Origin of the sequence: Companilactobacillus alimentarius DSM 20249 (assembly GCF_002849895.1) — a bacterium.
GTDB lineage: Bacteria > Bacillota > Bacilli > Lactobacillales > Lactobacillaceae > Companilactobacillus > Companilactobacillus alimentarius.
Map to the genome: position 1 here is coordinate 628303 of NZ_CP018867.1, position 18878 is coordinate 647180.

Consider the following 18878-nt stretch of genomic DNA (forward strand, 5'->3'; position numbering starts at 1 on the left):
GTTTGAAAGTGGAAATTGCAACAATAGATGTATAAAATATAGTTTTAGAGAAATTGAGGTGAGCATGTGCTTAAAGGAATAGGAAAAAGTCATGGAAAAACTATCATAATGGGAGAACATGCCGTAGTTTACGGTTACCCTGCGTTTGCAATCCCACTACTTAGCATCCCCGTCATCGTAAAAATTCAACAGAGTACGGAAAATACTTTAAATTCAAAGTATTATGCTGGAAAAATCGATCGTATCCCTGATTCACTCTCAGGAGTAAAATTTTTGATCAACCTGTTAGACTCCAAATTAAACACCGACAAAATAAATTACGCTATTAATATTGATAGTGGTTTACCAATTGAACGAGGAATGGGGTCTTCAGCGGCCATTGCAGCTGCCATCACTAGAGCTTTCTTTAGTTTATTCAATCAAGAACTAACTCACAAACAACTTTTAGATTACGTCAATCAATCAGAGACCATTACCCACGGAAAGGCTAGCGGTCTGGATGCTTTAACCGTCAGCTCTGAAAATCCTATCAAGTTCAGTAAAGATGAGCCACCGAAACATTTTAACTTTAATTCTGAAGGTTTCATTATTATAGCTGATTCCGGAGTTAAAGGAAAAACTAAAGAAACTGTCGCTGATGTCAAGAAAATGTATGATGATGACCCTCAAAAAATTGGATCTTATCTGCAACAATTAGGCGATTATGCTACTAAAGCTAGCAACTACTTAACACATGGTAATTTGAAAAAGCTTGGCTTAGTTTTTACTTTGGCCAATGAAGCCTTAACTAAATTAAACCTAGCTATTCCTAAAACTGACCGATTGATTGAGGCCGCTAATAATGCTGGAGCTTTAGGTAGTAAGATTACCGGTGGTGGTCGTGGTGGATGTATAATTTGTTTAGCTAGAAATCTCAAGAATGCACAAATGATCCAAAAAGCACTCACCAAAAATGGTGCTGAACAGACTTGGATTCAACCACTATCAATTTATGCGGAGGATGACGACATTGAGTAAGACAGCTCGAGCCTATACTAATATTGCTTTGATCAAATATTGGGGTAAAAAAAATCAAACCTTGAAACTTCCTTATACCAATAGCCTATCTTTAACGCTGGATCGTTTTTATACTGACACCAAAGCCTGCGTGATCAACAATGACCAAGATATCATTTATTTGAATCAAACCTTATTGGATCAAACCTTATTGGATCAAACCCAAAGTCAGCGAATACGTAATTATTTAGATACAATTCGTCAAATGTATTCATTTAATGAACATTTTCAAATCGACACAGTTAACCATGTACCAACTTCGGCCGGTTTCGCCTCATCAGCTTCAGGGTTCGCTGCTTTAGCAGCTGCTATCAATGAGACCAAACAGTTGAATTTAGATAAGAAGCAATTGTCGATTTTAGCCCGTAACGGTTCTGGTTCCGCTAGTCGTTCAATTTATGGTGGATTCGTCGAATGGATTGCCGGAAGTGACAACGAAACTTCCTTCGCACAACCAATCGAAACGGAATCTGAAATAGATTTAACAATTTTGTCAGTGGTTATTAATAAGAACGTTAAAAAGATTTCTTCGACAGTCGGAATGGAAAATAGCGTAAAAAGCTCCCCTTTTTATCCAAATTGGGTTACACTAGTGGCTTCAGAGATAAAAGAAATTAAGCAAGCAATTGCTAAAAAAGATGTTCAAAAAATTGGGGAAATTGCCGAACACAATGCGATGAGCATGCATGCTTTAACGCTTTCAGCTAATCCATCATTTACTTATTTTGAACCTGAGACTATTAAAATTCTTCAAATAATTCATGAATTACGTCAAAAAGGCATCCTCGCATATGCTACAATTGATGCCGGTCCAAACGTTAAAATTATATGTACGAAAGAATCGCTCAAACAGGTTCAAAAATACATTGAAGAACAATTATCCAATGTAACTTGTGTTGTTGCTAATATTGGTAGCGGCATCCAATACATCTGATACAAATTGAAAGGTATGATATTTTTGTCTACAGGAAAAGCACCTGGAAAATTATATTTGGCTGGAGAATATGCTGTCGTTGAAACTGGATTTCCGGCGGTTCTGACATCAGTTAATAAATATGTAACCGTTACTGTCAGCAAATCTCAAAATGGCGGAACTATTCAGTCAAAAAACTTAAATAAAGAATTAATTCATTGGAATCGTCAAGGAACTGAATTGGTCTTTGATGACTCAGAAAGTCAATTACAATACATTCTCGCAGCTATCAAGTTCACTGAAAAGTATGCTCTTGAATGTGGCGTTAAGTTGAGTTACTACGACTTATTAGTTACTAGTGAATTAGATTCAGAAGATGGTAAAAAATATGGTCTTGGCTCATCGGCAGCCGTGACCGTTGCAGTGGTGAAAACACTGGGAGACTTTTATAATCTAGATCTCTCGGCAATGGATATCTATAAGATTTCTGCCCTTTCACATTTATCCGTTCAAGGAAATGGTAGCTTAGGAGATATTGCAGCGAGCGCCTTTGGAGGCATTGTTGCTTATTACTCACCCGATCGAAACTGGATTTTTAATATGATTCGCAATCATAGTATTACTGAAATTTTATCTTTAAACTGGCCTCAACTAAAGATTCAAACCTTGGATCTTCCAAGGGACTTAGAACTAACCGTTGGTTGGACTGGCTCACCTGCTTCAACTTCAATTTTGGTTGATCGAATTGCCTTAACTAAAGCTCAAAAAGTTGGAAAGTATCAAAGCTTTTTGCAGGCTAGTCGGAAAAATGTTGAACAATTGATCAAGGGCTTTAAAAATAACGATGCCATTCTGATTAAAAAAATGTTCAGTAAATATCGCGATCTACTGGAAGATCTTGCCGACTTCAGCGACGTTCACATTGAAACAGATTTACTAACTAAACTCTGTGATATTGCTGAAAAACTCGGCGGTTCTGCTAAGACTTCCGGTGCCGGTGGTGGCGACTGTGGAATTGTCTTGAGTGATCGCTCTTTAAACGTCACTGAACTTAAAAAAGAATGGCAAAAAGTTGGAATTACCCCACTTACTCTAAAAATCGGAGAAATAATAGCTCATGCCTAAACAAGATGCCCAAATTCAACGTAAAGTTGAACATCTTTTCTTAGCTGAAAAATACTTTACAGATGAATCCTTTGCTGGTTTTGACAATGTCCGTTTATTGCATAACGCTTTACCAGAACTCAGATTAAAAGATATTGATCTGTCAGTTAATTTCATTGATCAAAAAATCTCTCTGCCGGTCTATTTTAATGCCATCACAGGTGGCTCTAAACAGTCGACTCGTTTCAACACTGAGTTATCTCAGTTAGCTCATACACTCAACATCCCTGTTTCCAGTGGTTCTATGGGTGTCTATTTACGTTTACCTGAAACTAGCGACTCTTTTAAAGTTTTACGCGAAAATAATCCTGATGGATTCGTAATCAGCAATGTATCCGCTAAAGTCAATGCGACTCAAGCTCAACAAGCAATTGACCTCTTAAGCGCTGATGCTTTACAGATTCACTTAAATGCTCTTCAAGAGTTAGCCATGCCAGAAGGAGATCAAGAATTCTTCTGGCTCGATAATATTAAACAAATTGTAGCTTCCGTAAACGTTCCTGTGATCGTCAAGGAAGTTGGTTTTGGCTTGTCCCAAAATAATTTGGAAGACCTCTATAAGGTCGGTGTGAAGTACGTTGATATTTCTGGCTTTGGTGGAACCGATTTTGCTCAGATTGAAAGTGCTAGAAACCACGAATTAGACCTAACTTACTTAGATCGATTCTCGCTTTCGACGACTGAATCCCTTTTAGAGTCAATCCCCTATCAAGAAAAGATGACAATCTTTTCTTCTGGTGGAATCAGGACTCCCATGGATGTTATCAAATCTTTACGCATGGGAGCTAGTGCTGTGGGGATGTCAGGCTTAGTCTTGCACCATCTTCAAAAATACTCTTTAAGTGAAACAGAAATATTTTTTGATGAGTTTATTAAGCAATTGAAACTGATTATGGCAGCAATTGGGGCTAAATCAGTTCAAGACATCAAAAAAGCCCCCATCATTTTCGATGAAAGCTTAATCAACTACGCTAAACAACGTAATATAATCTTACCGTCTTAATCCTTTAGGATAGACGTTTTTTATTTGCTGATTGCTATAACGTCCCCAGCTGAACAGTTTACCTTGATAAGATAGACCAATCCATTTGTTGTTAAATTCAGGACGCTTACTTAAGATGATCGATTCACCATGCAAATACTTTTCAAATTGTTCATCAGTTAATTCAAAAATAGTTTTTAAAACATCAGGTTTGAGTGCCAATATCCAAGCGATATCGGGCTCGAACCTATTTTTTTTGAATTCGCCCAGTTTTAAACCATTCCGCAAAATGTGTAATCCCTTAAAACGGTGATCTAAACTAGCTGCTTGATATAAAAAGTCACTAATTCGTAGCCAATTATTTTCCGTTAGACTATTCAAATTAGTTTTGGCAAACTTTTGAACATATTGAAGATCATCTTTTTTCAAGCCATTATTGATTTTACGTTCCTTAGGTTCGGTCAAAGTACCATCTTTGATCATCTTGCACATGAAGTGCCCTTCGCCATTGAATTGATCAGGGAACATTCTTAAAGCTTTGCTTAATTCAGGATTGTCATTGCCCCACTCAGGCTTAGCATCTTCCATTCCTGAATACTTCTTTACCGGAACCAAATGCATGTCAGGATACTTTTTCAAGAACCAGTCGATATTTTGCTCATTTTCTTCCGGAGAAAAGGTACAAGTTGAGTAAACTAGAGTACCGCCTTCCTTTAACAATTTATAAGTTGAATCAAGAATATGTCTTTGACGGTTAGCACATTGTTCCACATAATCCAAAGACCAATACTTAACCGACTCAGGATCTTTACGAAACATTCCCTCACCCGAACAAGGTGCATCAACTAAAACTTTATCAAAAAATTGATCAAACTTTTTTTCAAAATCTTTCGGAGAATTATTAGTTACAACTGTATTAGTAATCCCCATTCTCTCGATGTTTGAAGAAAGGACCTTAGCACGCTTAGTATTTATCTCGTTACTGACTAAAAGTCCCTGAGAGGCCATTTTTGAGGCTATATAAGTCGTTTTACTTCCTGGTGCTGCACAGAGATCAAGAATTTTATCATTAGTCTGTGGCTCCAAAATTTCCGTGACATACATGGCACTAGGTTCTTGACTATAAACATAGCCTGACAAGTGATCGATTGAATTACCGTTGATCTCACCAAAATAACCAATATTGCTATATTCAATAGGTTTATTTAAAGAATAAGAGACATTCTTAAAATTAGATTTCAAAGGATTCAAGCGAAATGCCTCTTGACTGTCATCTTGAATCGCTTCAAATAGCTTTTCGGCTCTCTTTCCCATTAAATTACGATATTTATTCTTAAAGTCTTGACTCAAATCGACTTTCATTAATTATTCACTCCGCTTTTTTACAAAAATTATTTGTGACATTCCCACTAAGATCGTTATCAAAACTGAAACCAATATGAACATATTAAAGGTGCTGTAACTGATGATTGCTATCTTCCAATTGACTAATAAATAGCCCACAATAAACGGAATTAATGTATAGATCAAGTAGCGAACCATTAAACCATTACGATAATTATTCTTCAAATCACCCGTCAAATGTGAATGCGATAAGTCGAACTTCAATGGTACCAAAATATAAAAATCAATGATTACAAGCAAGATAAATAACAAGACAATTCCAACAAGATACATTTCACCATTATTGCTGGTTTCAGCGTTTGTAAAATCATCCGTTTGTGGGACATAACGATGAGTGGAACTAACATGTAGAACTTTTTTAATTTTAACTAGACTGTCTTTGTTGTTAACAGCGTCCCCATCTATGACCGTAGTTACCTGATTCAAGTGATACTTTGACTTGGGCTGATTGGGCGAAAGCGAAATTAGCGTCTGGCTATTTAAAATGTCAGCCCCATCGAAGCCGATATTTCCAATCACAGAAATATAACGATCATTCATTTTGATATACGCTTGCTCCTGCGGTTTATAAGCTTCTAGTTGTGAAGTTTTCCCTTGGACCGCAAACGGAATCTGTGAAATAAAATCATCCTGTGAAAAATAACGTCCTGACGTTATTGGCAGTTTATTAACTTTTTTGTGACTATAAATATAACCTAAATCACTATTGCTCTTTTCAAAGAAAATTATTTGATAAGATGATAACTTCTTAGTTTCACTCAAGTTACTAACTGCTGTCTTTAGATTCTTCTTTGATTTCGTATGCAGGACTAGCGCCTGTTCACTCATTCCTAAACGATTCATTGTATTATTATATTTAATGGAATCGCTTTTTGAGATAGCGACACCAGCAAGCATTACAATTAAAAAAATAACAATACTAGATATTACTTTTTTCATAAAAATTCACCTATTATTTTGTCTGACTGATATTCCTATTTTACACTAAATGACAAAATTTACTTATTTAACTAGGTAAAGTTGATCATGAACTAAATCATAACGCGAATAAACTCGATTAACTTGTTTGATTCTTACGTCATCAACCAACTCAGCTTTGTCCCAGAAAGTCCTACTATTAGTAGCACCATACTTTTCTCCGATTACTAGAAAATTGACATCTAACTCACGGATTCTTTGTAAAATTCTTACATCGATTTCTTCTCGATCAGGACTCCACGCCAAAATAACATTATCGACCTTGTGACCATATTTATTCAAGGCACTTAAAGCATCTAATTTTTCTACATCTGTAACTAAAAGATTTCCTGTTTGATCATGCTTGGCCCAACTACGATCATCAGTACAATACGTTTCTACCTTTAAGTCACGCAATCCCTTGGAAAGATAGCCGTTTCCCGCCATCAATTCTAAAAAACTTTGTTCTGGAAAATCAATTGTTAATTGTTCAACAAAGTCTTGTGTGATCGTAGCCCAATAGCCAAAACGGGTTTGGAGATAAGTTCTAAATTCACCCAGATCATGATCAAGTTTTTCCAAATTCTGTGACATTGTCTCAAACTCTGATTCATTAAGTGTGACATTTTGTTGCATATAATTGGTAATCTCTTTTTCACTGAGCTGGAACTTAGGAAAATGATACCGAGGCAAATGATTATCTAAGAGTGCTTCGCAGATTCGTTGCATAAATTTGACTCGGGCGTTGAAAATCATTCCATTTGGTAAATTAGAAATATCTTGCTTTAAATTGTCAATATAATTCATCTTATCTCCCATTCGAACTGATATTAGTATCCTGCTAATATTTTACTAGAGACGTGATGGAACTTAAAGCAATTATCTAGATTCCCCTATTTTTAAATAAAATCTAAAATTTGTTAATGAAAGTTGTACATTTATTTCCAATAATTTCGAAAAAGTGTAATATCTTAGTTAGTAAGTATAAGAGGTGAAACATGGCAGAAAATAATGGAAGACGTCGGCCTCAGAAGGAAGAAGAATCGGGTTGGAAGTTTTGGTTGCAAACTATTGCAATGACGCTTGCAATCTATGCCGTCTTCTTTTTAGGTTTTAAGTTTATCCTTTCAAACGATAGGGTCTCAGGACCGTCAATGCAGCCGACTTTTGAAAATGGTGATAAGGTCATTTCTGCTAGACATTCAAAGCTTTCTCGTGGTGACGTTATCGTTTTGAAGGCTCCAGATGAGGCTGGTTCGTTCTATATCAAGAGAATTATTGGTCTACCAGGAGATACAGTCGTTTCCAAGAACAATAAAATGTACATTAATGGTAAACTGTATAAGGAGGACTTCCTCAAAGCTGGTTCGAAGTTAAAAGAACCTGATACTAGTTTATATGCGGGTAAACCCTATAGTTACACGTATAATTTTACCTTAAGTTCTCTAGCTAAGAATTCACCTGAGTATAAAGAGAGATACAGTAATTCTTATCTAAAAAAGGTTGAGAAAACTAATAAGGTTCCTGCTGGAACTTACTTTGTTATGGGAGATCATCGAACTGTTTCAAAGGACAGTCGTATTATTGGTTTTATTGATAAAAAGAGTGTCGTCGGTGAGGTTAAGTGGCGTTATTGGCCATTTACAAGATGGGCAATTTTTTAGATTTAAGTTTTAGACAAACTTGTTGGAGGTAGTTTCATGGATAAACCAAATATTGCTGAAATGATAATTCAGTATGAAAAGAATAAAGATATGAATGATACACAATTTGCTTTTGAAAGTCACCTTTCTGTTGAGCGTATTCATAATTTAAAATCAGGTGATTACAAAGCTACTGCGGATGAGGAAAAAACTATTTTAGAGTATATTAAACTGCATCAATAGAATTGCAGTGTTAATGCCTAATAAAAGAGTCGACAATTATTGATTGTCGGCTCTTTTATTTCCAAAAATATTTCATGCACTCTATTTCAAATATTTTTCGATTAATTTACTATTATTAACCATTAGTTTATGACTGTACTTCTTTTCCTGATTAGAATCTCTAACCTTTTTCCATAGAATTGAAGCAACTTTCATTGGAGTTCTATAATTCTTCGAAGATATATCCAATCGAAAGTCCCTTACAAAATTGTTCCATTGATAGGTCTGTTCTTCTTTATTGTGTTTTAGATCCACCTGACTGTTTTCTAATGCCCAAATCAAATCCCGAACAGTCGCATTTGTGTCTGCGTTTCTTTCAACCTCTCTCATCTTAATTCCCATAGATTTACGAAATGAAAATGAGGGAACTTTATAATATTGTTCAAAAAACTTTCTAGCTTCATTATTCAGAGAAAAGCCTGAATTTAGTAACTTTGTATTTAAATTGATATCTTCAGCTTTTAAATTTCCAGAAGTAGACCGCCTAATTTTTCTAACGGGCTTTATACTCGATACGGGTACGCCATCCAAGAACTTTACGATATAATTGGTTAATTCTGCTTTTGTACCATAACTTGGCAATTGATATTCCCTACAAATTTTCTGTAACTCTTCCTTATACCAATAAAAACTAATGAAGACATCGCTACTCATTTTCGAATTGAAACGTGGCTTTTCAGACATTTTTCCTCCAGCAGTTTAAAAGATTACTATAACTATTTATAAAACAAGTTTAAATAATTGTCATTCATTTTTATCTCTTTAAATTTTGAAATATCTGTTGATCATGAAAATAAACAAAACAACCTTTGATACCTCTTTTTAACAAGACATTCATCGAATTCAAAATAATCCGTCGTTTAGCTTCTTCCAGTTTCTCAATATCATTTTCGTGACGATTCTTAAAAGCCTCTTGGTCTTCATATTTAGAAACATCAATTCTTATCTTGTCAGTACCGTCATGTACGATTGAGGGCCCAATAATTACTGCCACGTAATTAAGATCAAATCCTTGAACAGTGTAAATCGAACCAATTTCATTGATAGTTTCAGGCTTTTGAGCCCAAGTTACTTTAGAATAGTTGTATTGATCCCAAGGCAAATGGAATTTTCCTTCATTGACATAGTGTTTCTTACCATCCAAAGTCGAAGGATAATCAGCAGTCGCGACAATACGAGACTCTCCTATCTCGTTATTTTTTGCTCTTAAATCTTGATACATTTTTTCAGCATCTTTATAAATTCGAAAATCATAATCAGCATCACTCGATAAATAATCGGAGTTAATTTGATTCAGTTTGTCTAACTGTAAATCATCGGTCAAGTCATCGATCCATTTGATAATTTTGACTGGTGCTTGCATTCGCATTTGAGCTTTCAAAGTAGCAGTTTTGAAACGAATATTTTTTGGAATTACTTGGGCTAAGCGTTGGTCTGACCAGAAACTCTTTAATTTCAATACTTGACGCGCATCAAATACCAAAATAACCACTTTACTCAACTTAATTATTTCTTCTAATTGATTTTGCTGCATGAAATTATTGTAATGATCACTCTCACTAAGCAATAAATGGGCTTCATCAATCACTACCACATCAGCTTTTTTACCAATTTTATGTAAACGATTGATAAAAGATGTCGGCCGCAAAAATCGATTTTTTCTTAATTGAGGAAACTCACCGGCATTCTCCTGATATACCTTTAATAATTCGGGATGATTGACTAGAAAATAATTATCATTCTGATTTTGTTTGGCAAACGTCTCTAATTTTAAGAACAGTTGCGTTAGAATAACACTTTTACCAGTTCCAGCGTCACCATTTAATTGGAAAACTGATTTTTGTTTACTTTGTAGACCTTGACGAGTGAATTCTAAAATATCATTTAAAACTTGTTCTTGTTCGTCAGTAAGATCCTTATTTGGAAAAATTGATGTTAACATTTTACCTCCAATAAAAAAAAGCCCTGCGGCTTTTATTTTTCGTCACTCTTTAAAATTCCACCAACGGCATAGTGTTCTTTAGCCATTTCATTCAAAACGACGTGAACATGTTCTGCTGGAGCACCAGTATTTTTAACGATGGCGTCAGTAACGTCCTTAACCATACCCTTTAACTGTTCTGGATTACGACCTTCAATAAGATCAATATGTACTAATGGCATAAATTTTCTCCCTTTATTGATGCATGGTTTCAACATGCAATTTTGTTTAACATTTACAGCCCCAAGACTTTGAGACGAAACTGACTATTAACACTAAAAAATTTCATTCACACGATTCAATAACTTTTTAGCTCGGTCGTCCCAAGTTCGTCTCGTTTTGTAATCTTTTGGAACTTTAATTTCACTTAATTCAGCAAAATAAAAAGCATGTAAATTATCTCATAACTTACATGCTTTTTAAATATTTCATTTCCAATTATGACAATCCAAAAATTAAATTAGCAACCGTAAAACGTTTAAAACATCTTTCTTTTCCGGTCCAACATCAATTAATAAAAAACAGAATCAAATAAAGAATCAAGGCATAAAAATCAGGAATCATTGAAATCCAACACAAGCAATGAAGAAAATTTTCAATACCGTATTAATGAGATGAATTGGACAAAAGGATATGACATTTAAATCTAAACTAGAGATGAAATGTTTATGAAAACTGACTATTATACAATTTAGCATAAAAACCATTCTTCATTAACAACTCCTGATGAGTTCCTTTTTCGATGACTTCACCATGATTGATTACAACGATTTGATCCGCATTTTTAATCGTCGATAACCTGTGAGCAATCACAAAACTGGTCTTCTTTTCCATCAAGTTGGTCATAGCTTTTTGAACATCCAATTCGGTCTGGCTATCAATTGAGGCAGTTGCTTCGTCTAAGACTAGTACAGGCGATTCAGCGATAAATGCTCTGGCGATACTGAGGAGTTGCCTTTGTCCTTGGGAAAGCTGACTGGCGTTCTCACTCAAAATAGTTTCATAGCCATCCGGTAATTGATTAATAAACTTGTCCGCATTGGCACGCTTAGCTGCCTTTTTAACGTCTTCGTCACTAGCATTAGGTCTGCCCAATCGTATGTTCTCTAAAATACTAAGATTAAACAGAAATGATTCTTGCTGCACTACTGTAACCAGTTTTCTTAAATCATGTCGACGGATTTTTGTGACGTCATGTCCATCCAATAAGACTCGCCCTTTTTGGAGTGGATACAGATTAGTTAATAGATTCATAATCGTCGTTTTCCCGGCACCAGTAGGTCCAACCAAGGCTACAACTTCTCCTGGATTAGCTGTTAAACTAATGTTCTTTAAAATTGGTGTTTGATCGTATGCAAAAGATACATGCTCAAATGAAACGTACCCTGTCGACTGTTTCATTGCAATAGCCTGCGAGTCATCTATTTCTGGTCTCTCATCAATCAATTCAAAGACACGCTCAGCACTGGCTAACGACAACTGCAAGGTATTTATTAGATTCAATACATTATTGATAGGACCAGTGAAATTACGCAGATAAATTAAAAAAGTAAAGATAACTCCCACAGTGATTTTTCCATAACCACCAATAATAGAAATGGCACCCACAGCTGTAATCAATAAGTATGCAATATTATTCGTCATATTATTAAAGGGACCAATAATTGAAGATAGAGCCTGAGCTTTGAAAGCCGATTTCGTATACTGAGCATTGACTTGATCAAATTTATTCAAAGTCGTTTCTGTATGATTGAACAGTTGCACCAATTGTTTGCCAGAAACAGTCTCTTCAATCTGAGTATTCAATTCGCCTAGAGAACTCTGTTGGGTTGAAAAAGCCCTTTGCGTTAGTTTAGAGATACCTTTTGAAAAAAGATAGGTCGCAACAGTACTTAAAAGTGCAATCACAGTTAAAGTTGGCGAAAGAATCAGCATTGCTAATCCCATACCTAAAACGCTGATTACACCAGTAAATAATTGCACAAACGTCTGCATTAAAGCGGTATTGATATTATCGACATCATTAGTCAAACGACTCATCACATCACCATTGTCATGCGTATCAAAAAATTTCATAGGAAGCCGTTGCAAATTGGCAAAGACATCCTGCCTTATTTGATTACTAGTAGCTTGGGCAACTTTGATAATGATTGAGTTTTGAAAGTAAGTAAACACACTGGAAATCAAATAGATAATTGTCAGAAAAATGCAAACATAAATTAAAGCTTTTAAACGGTTCTTATCAATATATTGATCTACAACAATCCCATTCATTCTATTACCGATAATTGTAACCGCGGTCGTTACTGTCGTCAGTCCAAAGACGATTGCCAATTTCCAACGATAAACTTTAAGATAATTCCACATTCGTTTAATGGTTTCTTGCCAATTATTAAGTGACACTTTTTGACGATGAATATTTCGTGGTCCGCGTCTATGCATGTCCAAAATTAACATCCCCCATCTGCGTTTTAACTAGCTGACGATAAAAGTCTGATTGTTTTAGTAATTCCTGATGAGTCCCTTGGGAAATCAAACGACCATTTTTTAAAACAATAATTTGATCACAATCCATAATGTTCGTCACCCTTTGAGAAATGATGATAGTAGTTTTATTATGGCGTAATTTTTCCAATCGTTGCTTAATTTTTGCATTGGTAGATTGATCAACTGCACTCGTTGCATCATCCAGTACTAAAATATCTGGATTAGGAACTAACGAACGTGCAATATTTAAGCGTTGACGTTGCCCACCAGAGAAATTCTTACCAGCCTGTTCAACATCGGTTTGAAACTTTTCTGGCAATTTTTGAATAAACTCCTTACTCATTGACACAATACTAGCTTGATTGATACTTTCTTGAGTTGCAGTACTATCTCCATAAGTTAAGTTACTGAGAATATTACCAGAAAATAATAATGAATCCTGTAACGCTACTGCCACTTTTTTATGAACATCTTCTAGACTCAGCTTCTGAATATCAATCCCACCAATTTTAATTTCCCCTTGGTATTGATCGTATTTTCTTGTTAGTAGATTAATCACAGAACTCTTTCCCGATCCAGTTTCGCCAATGATTCCTAGCCATTGACCATCTTTTACTTGAAAGTTTAAATCGTCCAGGATTGGTTCGCCTTCAGCATAGCCAAAAGAGACTTTTTCAAACTCAATTCCGCTTCCTGAAGGTATCTTAACAGTCTCATTTTCAATTACTTCTGTTTTTGCTAAATCTAAGACCGCTTGAACTCTAGTGGAACTCGTAATTGCTCGTGAGAAAGCTGTGATAATATTGACCGTTTGGATCATCGCATTCGTGATTTGGATCATGTAGTTAACGAAAGCAATAATTTGTCCATCACTGATGGTGTTACTAATAGCTAAACTGCCACCATAACCAATCGCAATGATAACGCCAAAATTCAACATCAATTGGATAACCGGCGATAAGATAACCGTTGCCAAAGCGGCACTTTGACTCTTTTGTTGTAAGTTGTGATTTTGCTGCGTAAACTGGTGCAATTGATGATTTTCAAGGACATAGGACTTGATTGTCTTTGCCCCTTGAAGATTCTCACGCATCACCTTGTTGACCGTATCTACGGATTGCTGCATTTTAGTATATTTGGGGATACTTTTACGTACAACAATAATTAAAAAGATAATCAAAATTGGCATGATAACGCCTAGAATTGGTGCCAAATCCGGACAAATGATGATTGACATAACTACTCCACCAAACAAAAGCATTGGTGAACGAACTAGTCCACGAGTCACTATCATAACTAAATTTTGCATTTGTGTTACGTCATTAGTGATTCTTGTGATGAGAGTAGCTGGCGATAGGGTCTTTGGCTGACGATCATTTAAAGATACCCTCAATAAATGACTTCGTAATGATTCCCCCATTTTTAACGACGCAAAACTCCCTAATGCACCGCAACTGCCACCAAAGATTAAGCCTAAAATAGCAAACATCAACATTAACAAAGCATGTTGTATCACAAAATTCAGATCTCCTTTTGCTAGACCTTGATCGATAATTTTTGACATTAACGTTGGTTGTTGAAGATCACAAAAAACCTCTCCTAACATAATTAACGGTGCCAAAAAGAAACTCAAGCGAGCTTTTCCATGTATATGTTGCATTACAATATTGAACAATTGATTCACTTCCTAAAAAAGCGTCACGAATCCCAAGGCCTAGTAAGGACTAAGGAATCCGTGGCGCTTATAAAAATTGTCTGTTTTTATTCTAAGCTTGTGTTATGGTGTGTTCAAGTTTTTTTGTTTTTTATTGATATGTTTTCGTAAAACATTTAGTTTAACTATAATTCTACGTTAATTTTTGAGCGCACAAAAAAAGCCATTTTTTAAAATTTCGTATAAAATCTAAAAAATGACTTTTTACTTAAATTCTTCGATTATTTAAGGTTACATAATAAATTTATTTAAAACTTTCTAGAAATAAACTATTAAACCAGTCCTTGAGCTAGCATAGCTTGGGCAACCTTTTCGAAACCAGCAATATTAGCACCAGCTTGAAAATCTTTTCCCAAATCATATTCTTTATCAGCAGCGGCTGTTTTCTCATAAATATCTTTCATGATACTTTGCAACTGCTTGTCGACGTCTTCAAAACTCCATGATAAACGCTCGCTATTTTGACTCATTTCTAGTGCTGATACAGCAACACCACCTGCGTTTGCTGCTTTAGCTGGTCCATAAATAACCTTATTATCCTTATAGACCTTAATGGCACCTGTATCACTTGGCATATTGGCACCTTCTGCTACGTACTTAACACCATCTTTGACAATCATTTGAGCTTCTTTTTCATCAATCTCGTTTTGAGTAGCACATGGTAAAGCTATGTCATATTCAATATCTTGATCCCACACTGAACCTTCAAAGTATTGAGCTGACTTAATTTTTTCAGCATACTCTTTGATTCGGCCACGCTCTACTTCTTTAATTTGCTTAACGGTTGCGAGATCAATTCCATTGGGATCATAAACATAACCATTAGAATCTGAAACAGTTACTACCTTAGCCCCATTTTCTTGAGCCTTTTGTAATGCATAAATAGCCACATTCCCAGCTCCAGAAATTTTTACGATCTTATCTTTTAAGGTATCATTTTGATCTTTAATTAAAGCGTCCAAGTAATAAATTAAACCAAACCCAGTCGCTTCGGTTCTAGCTAATGAACCGCCATACTGCAAACCTTTTCCCGTAAGAATTCCATTTTGTGAACCATTCAAACGTTTATATTGTCCATACAAATAACCAATTTCACGTCCACCAACACCAATATCGCCAGCAGGGACATCTAAGTCTGGTCCGATATGTTTTTGTAATTCTGTCATAAAGCTTTGGCAAAAACGCATAATTTCTGAATCAGATTTTCCTTTAGGATCAAAATCAGATCCACCTTTACCCCCGCCAATTGGGAGTCCTGTTAAACTGTTCTTTAAAATTTGTTCAAAACCTAAGAATTTAATAATACTCAAATTAACACTCGGATGAAATCTCAGTCCACCCTTATAAGGTCCAATGGCGGAATTGAATTGCACACGGAATCCACGATTAACTTGAAAGTTTCCTGTGTCATCTTGCCAAGGAATGCGAAATTGAATTACTCGTTCCGGTTCAACCATTAGGCCTAAAATATTAGCCTTAATATATTCTGGATGTTTCTTCAAAACAGGTTTCAAGCTGTCCAATACGGTAAAAACAGCCTCTTGAAATTCTGATTGATCAGGATCTCTGTTAGTGATTTTTTCTTTCAAATTTTTAATATAATTCTCAACATCTGCCATAAAAAAACCTACCTTCTAATAAAATAAAGATTCATCCATATATTTAATCAGTAATTAAATAACTAGATAGTTATTATTATATCTCTATTATTAGAAAAAATGACTTTTTATTAAAAAAATTCTTCTTTATGCTGGCTTTGATAATTTATAAAACTCTGCTTCCTGATAAATCTTAACAATCGTTCTTTCATAATCCGCATCATTCACTCCAAAAATCACTTTCATATTACTGCCTTCTTGAATAACCAGTTTGACATTGATGCGACTATTATCAAGAAAATCCAAAATCTTCCCAGCTAAAGACGGACGTTGACTCAATTGCCATGAAACCGCTGCTACTAAAGCAATGTTCTTATTGATGATTATCTTATCTAAGTTACAACTATTTCTTAAATTACTAATTGCAGACTCTAAGTTTGGATTTGAAGAATCCTGTTGACACAGAAAACTGAAACCATCATTTCCCGACGGAACATAACTTGCTACAATATGGTGTTTTTGTAAAATTGATAATACTTGTTGCAGTATTTCGATATGTCTATTGAGCTGATATTTTTTAATCGTAATGACAGTATAGTTCTTCTTTCCAGCAATACCCGTAATAATTCTCTTTTCAATTTGTCTATCAATTGATCCGACCACCAGCGTCCCGCTTGCTTTGGGATCGTTCGTATTTAATATCTTAGTAGGAATTTGTTTTTTCCTAACTGGTAAGATTGCTTCTTCTTGAAAAACACCAATTCCCATATATGACAATTCTTGTAATTCTTCATACGATAGAATATCAATTTTTTGAGAATGATCAACAATTCTAGGATCAGCCATTAAGATTCCTGAAACATCTGTCCAATTCTCGTACAGTTTCGCATCCAATAGATTAGCTAGGATTGCTCCAGAAATATCACTGCCACCACGTGCCATTAATTGAATTGACTTATCAATTTGAACACCATAAAACCCTGGGACAACAATATTTTGATACTTACTACGTATTTTTAAAAGTGCCCGTTTAGACGCTCCATAATCAAATCCATTTTCTTTAAAAATCATAACCAAACTAGCGTCAACGAACTTGTAACCTAAATACTTTGCCATTAACTTGGCCGTCAAGTACTCACCACGTGAAATCAAATAATCATGCGAACAAGTAAATAAATTATCCTTGATCTCTAACAAATCCTTTTCTAAGACCAATCCTATTTTTAAATCATCCCTAATCTTCAAGAATCTTTCACTGATACTTTCAAAAATTTCATTAATATCTTCTCCAAGATCGCGGGCTCTTTCCAATTCAATCAACATATCTGTCATTTTAATCGGCTGTTGTAAACTTTTTCCTATGGCACTGACCACTACTACTTGACGCCTGTTATCAGCTTGAATTATGGCTTTTACTTTTCTAAATTGCTTGACATCAGCAACTGAACTGCCACCAAATTTAACGACCTTCATTAGGCAATTACCCCCTGATTAACTATCTCCTTATTACTTATGACATTTTTTTGAATAGTATCAGGTAATCCAGCCATAAAAGCTCTTGGGTCTTTTTCTAAAACAAAATCCATTAATTTATGCATTTTGCCAACACTAATTTGATGAACATAAACGTATTGTTCTTCTTCAATCAAATCAAAATCTTTAAATAGATCTTTAACATCAAAATTAGCTCTAACAACATAATCCTGTTGAAAAATATTGGCATCATATTGTACCTTCTCATCAAAATTACGTTCAAGATGCTGCTTATTCTCCTTAATATCAAGGATATCTTGAACAACCGCATTAGCAGTCGGAAACATCCCAGCGCCTTGACCAAAGAAATCGAGTTTACCAATTGTTTCCCCATTTAAAGAAATCAGATTGTAATTACCAGGCGTATTAGCTTCCAGAGAATCCTTTCGCATTAAAGCAGGTTCAACCACATAATCGTATTCATTATTTAATTTATGAGTTAAACCAAGCAATTTAACAAGATAACCTTTTCGTTCGAAATATCGGACATCTTCACTTCTAATATTTCTAATACCAAAAATTGGTAATCTATCACGATCAGAAATTTTGATGTTATAAGCAATGTCGGCACTAATACAGAGTTTATTGGCAATATCAACTCCGTCAATGTCCGCACTAGGATCATTTTCAGCATAGCCTAATTTTTGAGCCTTACTCAAGACCTCAGCAAACGACTGATTGTTCTTACTCATTTGATCAAGAATGAAATTACTTGTTCCATTGAAAATACCCGAAATACAGTCAACATTATCGATTCGCAGAGCCTTTTCTAACCCCTGAATCCAAGGAATCCCTCCGCCAACGGAAGCTTCAAAATAAAATTTAACATGATTCTTATTAGCAACATCTGTAAATTCTTTCAAATACTTAGCAATCACCGCTTTATTGGCCGTAACAACATGTTTTTGATGATTTAAAGCCTCTAGAATATAAGCATGTGCTGGCTCAATTCCACCAATAGCTTCAACCACCACATCAACTTCATCATCATTGATAATTTCAGCAATACTATCTGTCATTTCCGGCAGAATTTTCTTTTTACCACTCCTAATCAAAATACGGCTTACTGTGAGGCCCTGGGTTTGCATCTTAGCCTTCTTAATTATTTCGTAAACGCCTTTTCCTACGGTTCCAAATCCTAATAATGCAATTCTCATAGGTTTA

Annotated in this window: 17 protein-coding genes; 6 read left to right on the forward strand and 11 right to left on the reverse strand. The window is 35.2% G+C overall.

Annotated elements, in window-relative coordinates; all coding sequences use genetic code 11:
• The first annotated feature begins 66 nt into the window (after positions 1-66).
• Genes mvk through fni form a run of 4 tightly spaced genes read left to right on the forward strand, consistent with a single transcriptional unit; the run spans position 67 to position 4136 of the window.
• Entirely contained in the window at positions 67-1017 is a 951-nt protein-coding gene (mvk, locus tag LA20249_RS03075; RefSeq protein ID WP_101836864.1) for a mevalonate kinase, read from the forward strand.
• Complete coding sequence (gene mvaD / locus LA20249_RS03080; RefSeq protein ID WP_057739692.1) at positions 1010-1990, forward strand: diphosphomevalonate decarboxylase; 981 nt, start codon at positions 1010-1012, stop codon at positions 1988-1990. The genes mvk and mvaD overlap by 8 nt, the downstream gene beginning before the upstream one ends.
• Before the next feature lie 24 nt (positions 1991-2014).
• On the forward strand, positions 2015-3094 hold the full coding sequence (locus tag LA20249_RS03085; RefSeq protein ID WP_057739694.1) for a phosphomevalonate kinase: 1080 nt from the start codon (positions 2015-2017) through the stop codon (positions 3092-3094).
• The gene (gene fni / locus LA20249_RS03090; RefSeq protein WP_057739696.1) at positions 3087-4136 is read left to right on the forward strand and encodes a type 2 isopentenyl-diphosphate Delta-isomerase; all 1050 of its coding nucleotides are present in this window, start codon (positions 3087-3089) and stop codon (positions 4134-4136) included. Before LA20249_RS03085 ends, fni begins: the two co-directional genes overlap by 8 nt.
• Here the strand turns inward: fni and LA20249_RS03095 are convergent.
• The 3 genes from LA20249_RS03095 to LA20249_RS03105 all read right to left on the reverse strand — a co-directional run bounded on the left by LA20249_RS03095 (position 4125) and on the right by LA20249_RS03105 (position 7283).
• Complete coding sequence (locus tag LA20249_RS03095; RefSeq protein ID WP_057739698.1) at positions 4125-5477, reverse strand: RsmB/NOP family class I SAM-dependent RNA methyltransferase; 1353 nt, start codon at positions 5475-5477, stop codon at positions 4125-4127. The two genes, fni and LA20249_RS03095, sit on opposite strands and share 12 nt — an antisense overlap.
• A gap of 3 nt (positions 5478-5480) precedes the next feature.
• Positions 5481-6458 carry a hypothetical protein gene (locus LA20249_RS03100; protein WP_057739701.1) on the reverse strand — a complete coding sequence of 326 codons (978 nt, stop codon included), beginning with the start codon at positions 6456-6458 and terminating at the stop codon, positions 5481-5483.
• 63 nt (positions 6459-6521) lie between these two features.
• Positions 6522-7283, reverse strand: a complete 762-nt coding sequence (locus tag LA20249_RS03105; RefSeq protein ID WP_057739703.1) for a hypothetical protein — start codon at positions 7281-7283, stop codon at positions 6522-6524.
• Positions 7284-7474: 191 nt separating this feature from the next.
• Here LA20249_RS03105 and lepB point away from each other — a divergent pair, with 191 nt between their 5' ends.
• Together lepB and LA20249_RS03115 are read left to right on the forward strand one after the other, a co-directional pair.
• Complete coding sequence (gene lepB / locus LA20249_RS03110; RefSeq protein WP_057739705.1) at positions 7475-8140, forward strand: signal peptidase I; 666 nt, start codon at positions 7475-7477, stop codon at positions 8138-8140.
• Positions 8141-8176: 36 nt separating this feature from the next.
• Positions 8177-8362, forward strand: coding sequence for an LBP_cg2779 family protein (locus LA20249_RS03115; RefSeq protein WP_057739707.1), 186 nt, complete (start codon positions 8177-8179; stop codon positions 8360-8362).
• 81 nt (positions 8363-8443) lie between these two features.
• Here the strand turns inward: LA20249_RS03115 and LA20249_RS03120 are convergent, their stop codons facing one another.
• The 8 genes from LA20249_RS03120 to LA20249_RS03155 form a co-directional block, all read right to left on the reverse strand.
• Positions 8444-9085 (reverse strand): SAP domain-containing protein, encoded by a 642-nt coding sequence (locus LA20249_RS03120; RefSeq protein ID WP_057739709.1) that lies wholly within the window; start codon positions 9083-9085, stop codon positions 8444-8446.
• A 70-nt stretch (positions 9086-9155) separates the two neighbouring features.
• Positions 9156-10343, reverse strand: coding sequence for a DUF2075 domain-containing protein (locus LA20249_RS03125; RefSeq protein WP_057739711.1), 1188 nt, complete (start codon positions 10341-10343; stop codon positions 9156-9158).
• Positions 10344-10375: 32 nt separating this feature from the next.
• Complete coding sequence (locus tag LA20249_RS03130) at positions 10376-10564, reverse strand: 2-hydroxymuconate tautomerase (protein WP_057739713.1); 189 nt, start codon at positions 10562-10564, stop codon at positions 10376-10378.
• Positions 10565-11048: 484 nt separating this feature from the next.
• A complete protein-coding gene (locus LA20249_RS03135) occupies positions 11049-12824 on the reverse strand; it encodes an ABC transporter ATP-binding protein (RefSeq protein ID WP_371861829.1) in 1776 nt (591 codons plus the stop codon).
• Positions 12817-14544 (reverse strand): ABC transporter ATP-binding protein, encoded by a 1728-nt coding sequence (locus LA20249_RS03140; RefSeq protein ID WP_057739717.1) that lies wholly within the window; start codon positions 14542-14544, stop codon positions 12817-12819. The genes LA20249_RS03135 and LA20249_RS03140 overlap by 8 nt, the downstream gene beginning before the upstream one ends.
• Before the next feature lie 311 nt (positions 14545-14855).
• Entirely contained in the window at positions 14856-16202 is a 1347-nt protein-coding gene (gene gdhA, locus LA20249_RS03145; protein ID WP_057739719.1) for an NADP-specific glutamate dehydrogenase, read from the reverse strand.
• Positions 16203-16328: 126 nt separating this feature from the next.
• Entirely contained in the window at positions 16329-17654 is a 1326-nt protein-coding gene (locus LA20249_RS03150; RefSeq protein WP_057739721.1) for an aspartate kinase, read from the reverse strand.
• Positions 17654-18871: a homoserine dehydrogenase gene (locus tag LA20249_RS03155; protein WP_057739723.1), complete on the reverse strand. Its 1218-nt coding sequence runs from the start codon at positions 18869-18871 to the stop codon at positions 17654-17656. Before LA20249_RS03155 ends, LA20249_RS03150 begins: the two co-directional genes overlap by 1 nt.
• Positions 18872-18878 lie beyond the last annotated feature (7 nt).

Bases quoted from the DNA above. Each gene is read 5' to 3' on its own strand.
- fni (WP_057739696.1), top strand. From the start codon at position 3,087: ATGCCTAAACAAGATGCCCAAATTCAACGTAAAGTTGAACATCTTTTC.
- LA20249_RS03095 (WP_057739698.1), bottom strand. From the start codon at position 5,477: ATGAAAGTCGATTTGAGTCAAGACTTTAAGAATAAATATCGTAATTTA.
- LA20249_RS03100 (WP_057739701.1), bottom strand. From the start codon at position 6,458: ATGAAAAAAGTAATATCTAGTATTGTTATTTTTTTAATTGTAATGCTT.
- LA20249_RS03105 (WP_057739703.1), bottom strand. From the start codon at position 7,283: ATGAATTATATTGACAATTTAAAGCAAGATATTTCTAATTTACCAAAT.
- lepB (WP_057739705.1), top strand. From the start codon at position 7,475: ATGGCAGAAAATAATGGAAGACGTCGGCCTCAGAAGGAAGAAGAATCG.
- LA20249_RS03115 (WP_057739707.1), top strand. From the start codon at position 8,177: ATGGATAAACCAAATATTGCTGAAATGATAATTCAGTATGAAAAGAAT.
- LA20249_RS03120 (WP_057739709.1), bottom strand. From the start codon at position 9,085: ATGTCTGAAAAGCCACGTTTCAATTCGAAAATGAGTAGCGATGTCTTC.
- LA20249_RS03125 (WP_057739711.1), bottom strand. From the start codon at position 10,343: ATGTTAACATCAATTTTTCCAAATAAGGATCTTACTGACGAACAAGAA.
- LA20249_RS03130 (WP_057739713.1), bottom strand. From the start codon at position 10,564: ATGCCATTAGTACATATTGATCTTATTGAAGGTCGTAATCCAGAACAG.
- LA20249_RS03135 (WP_371861829.1), bottom strand. From the start codon at position 12,824: ATGCATAGACGCGGACCACGAAATATTCATCGTCAAAAAGTGTCACTT.
- gdhA (WP_057739719.1), bottom strand. From the start codon at position 16,202: ATGGCAGATGTTGAGAATTATATTAAAAATTTGAAAGAAAAAATCACT.
- LA20249_RS03150 (WP_057739721.1), bottom strand. From the start codon at position 17,654: ATGAAGGTCGTTAAATTTGGTGGCAGTTCAGTTGCTGATGTCAAGCAA.
- LA20249_RS03155 (WP_057739723.1), bottom strand. From the start codon at position 18,871: ATGAGAATTGCATTATTAGGATTTGGAACCGTAGGAAAAGGCGTTTAC.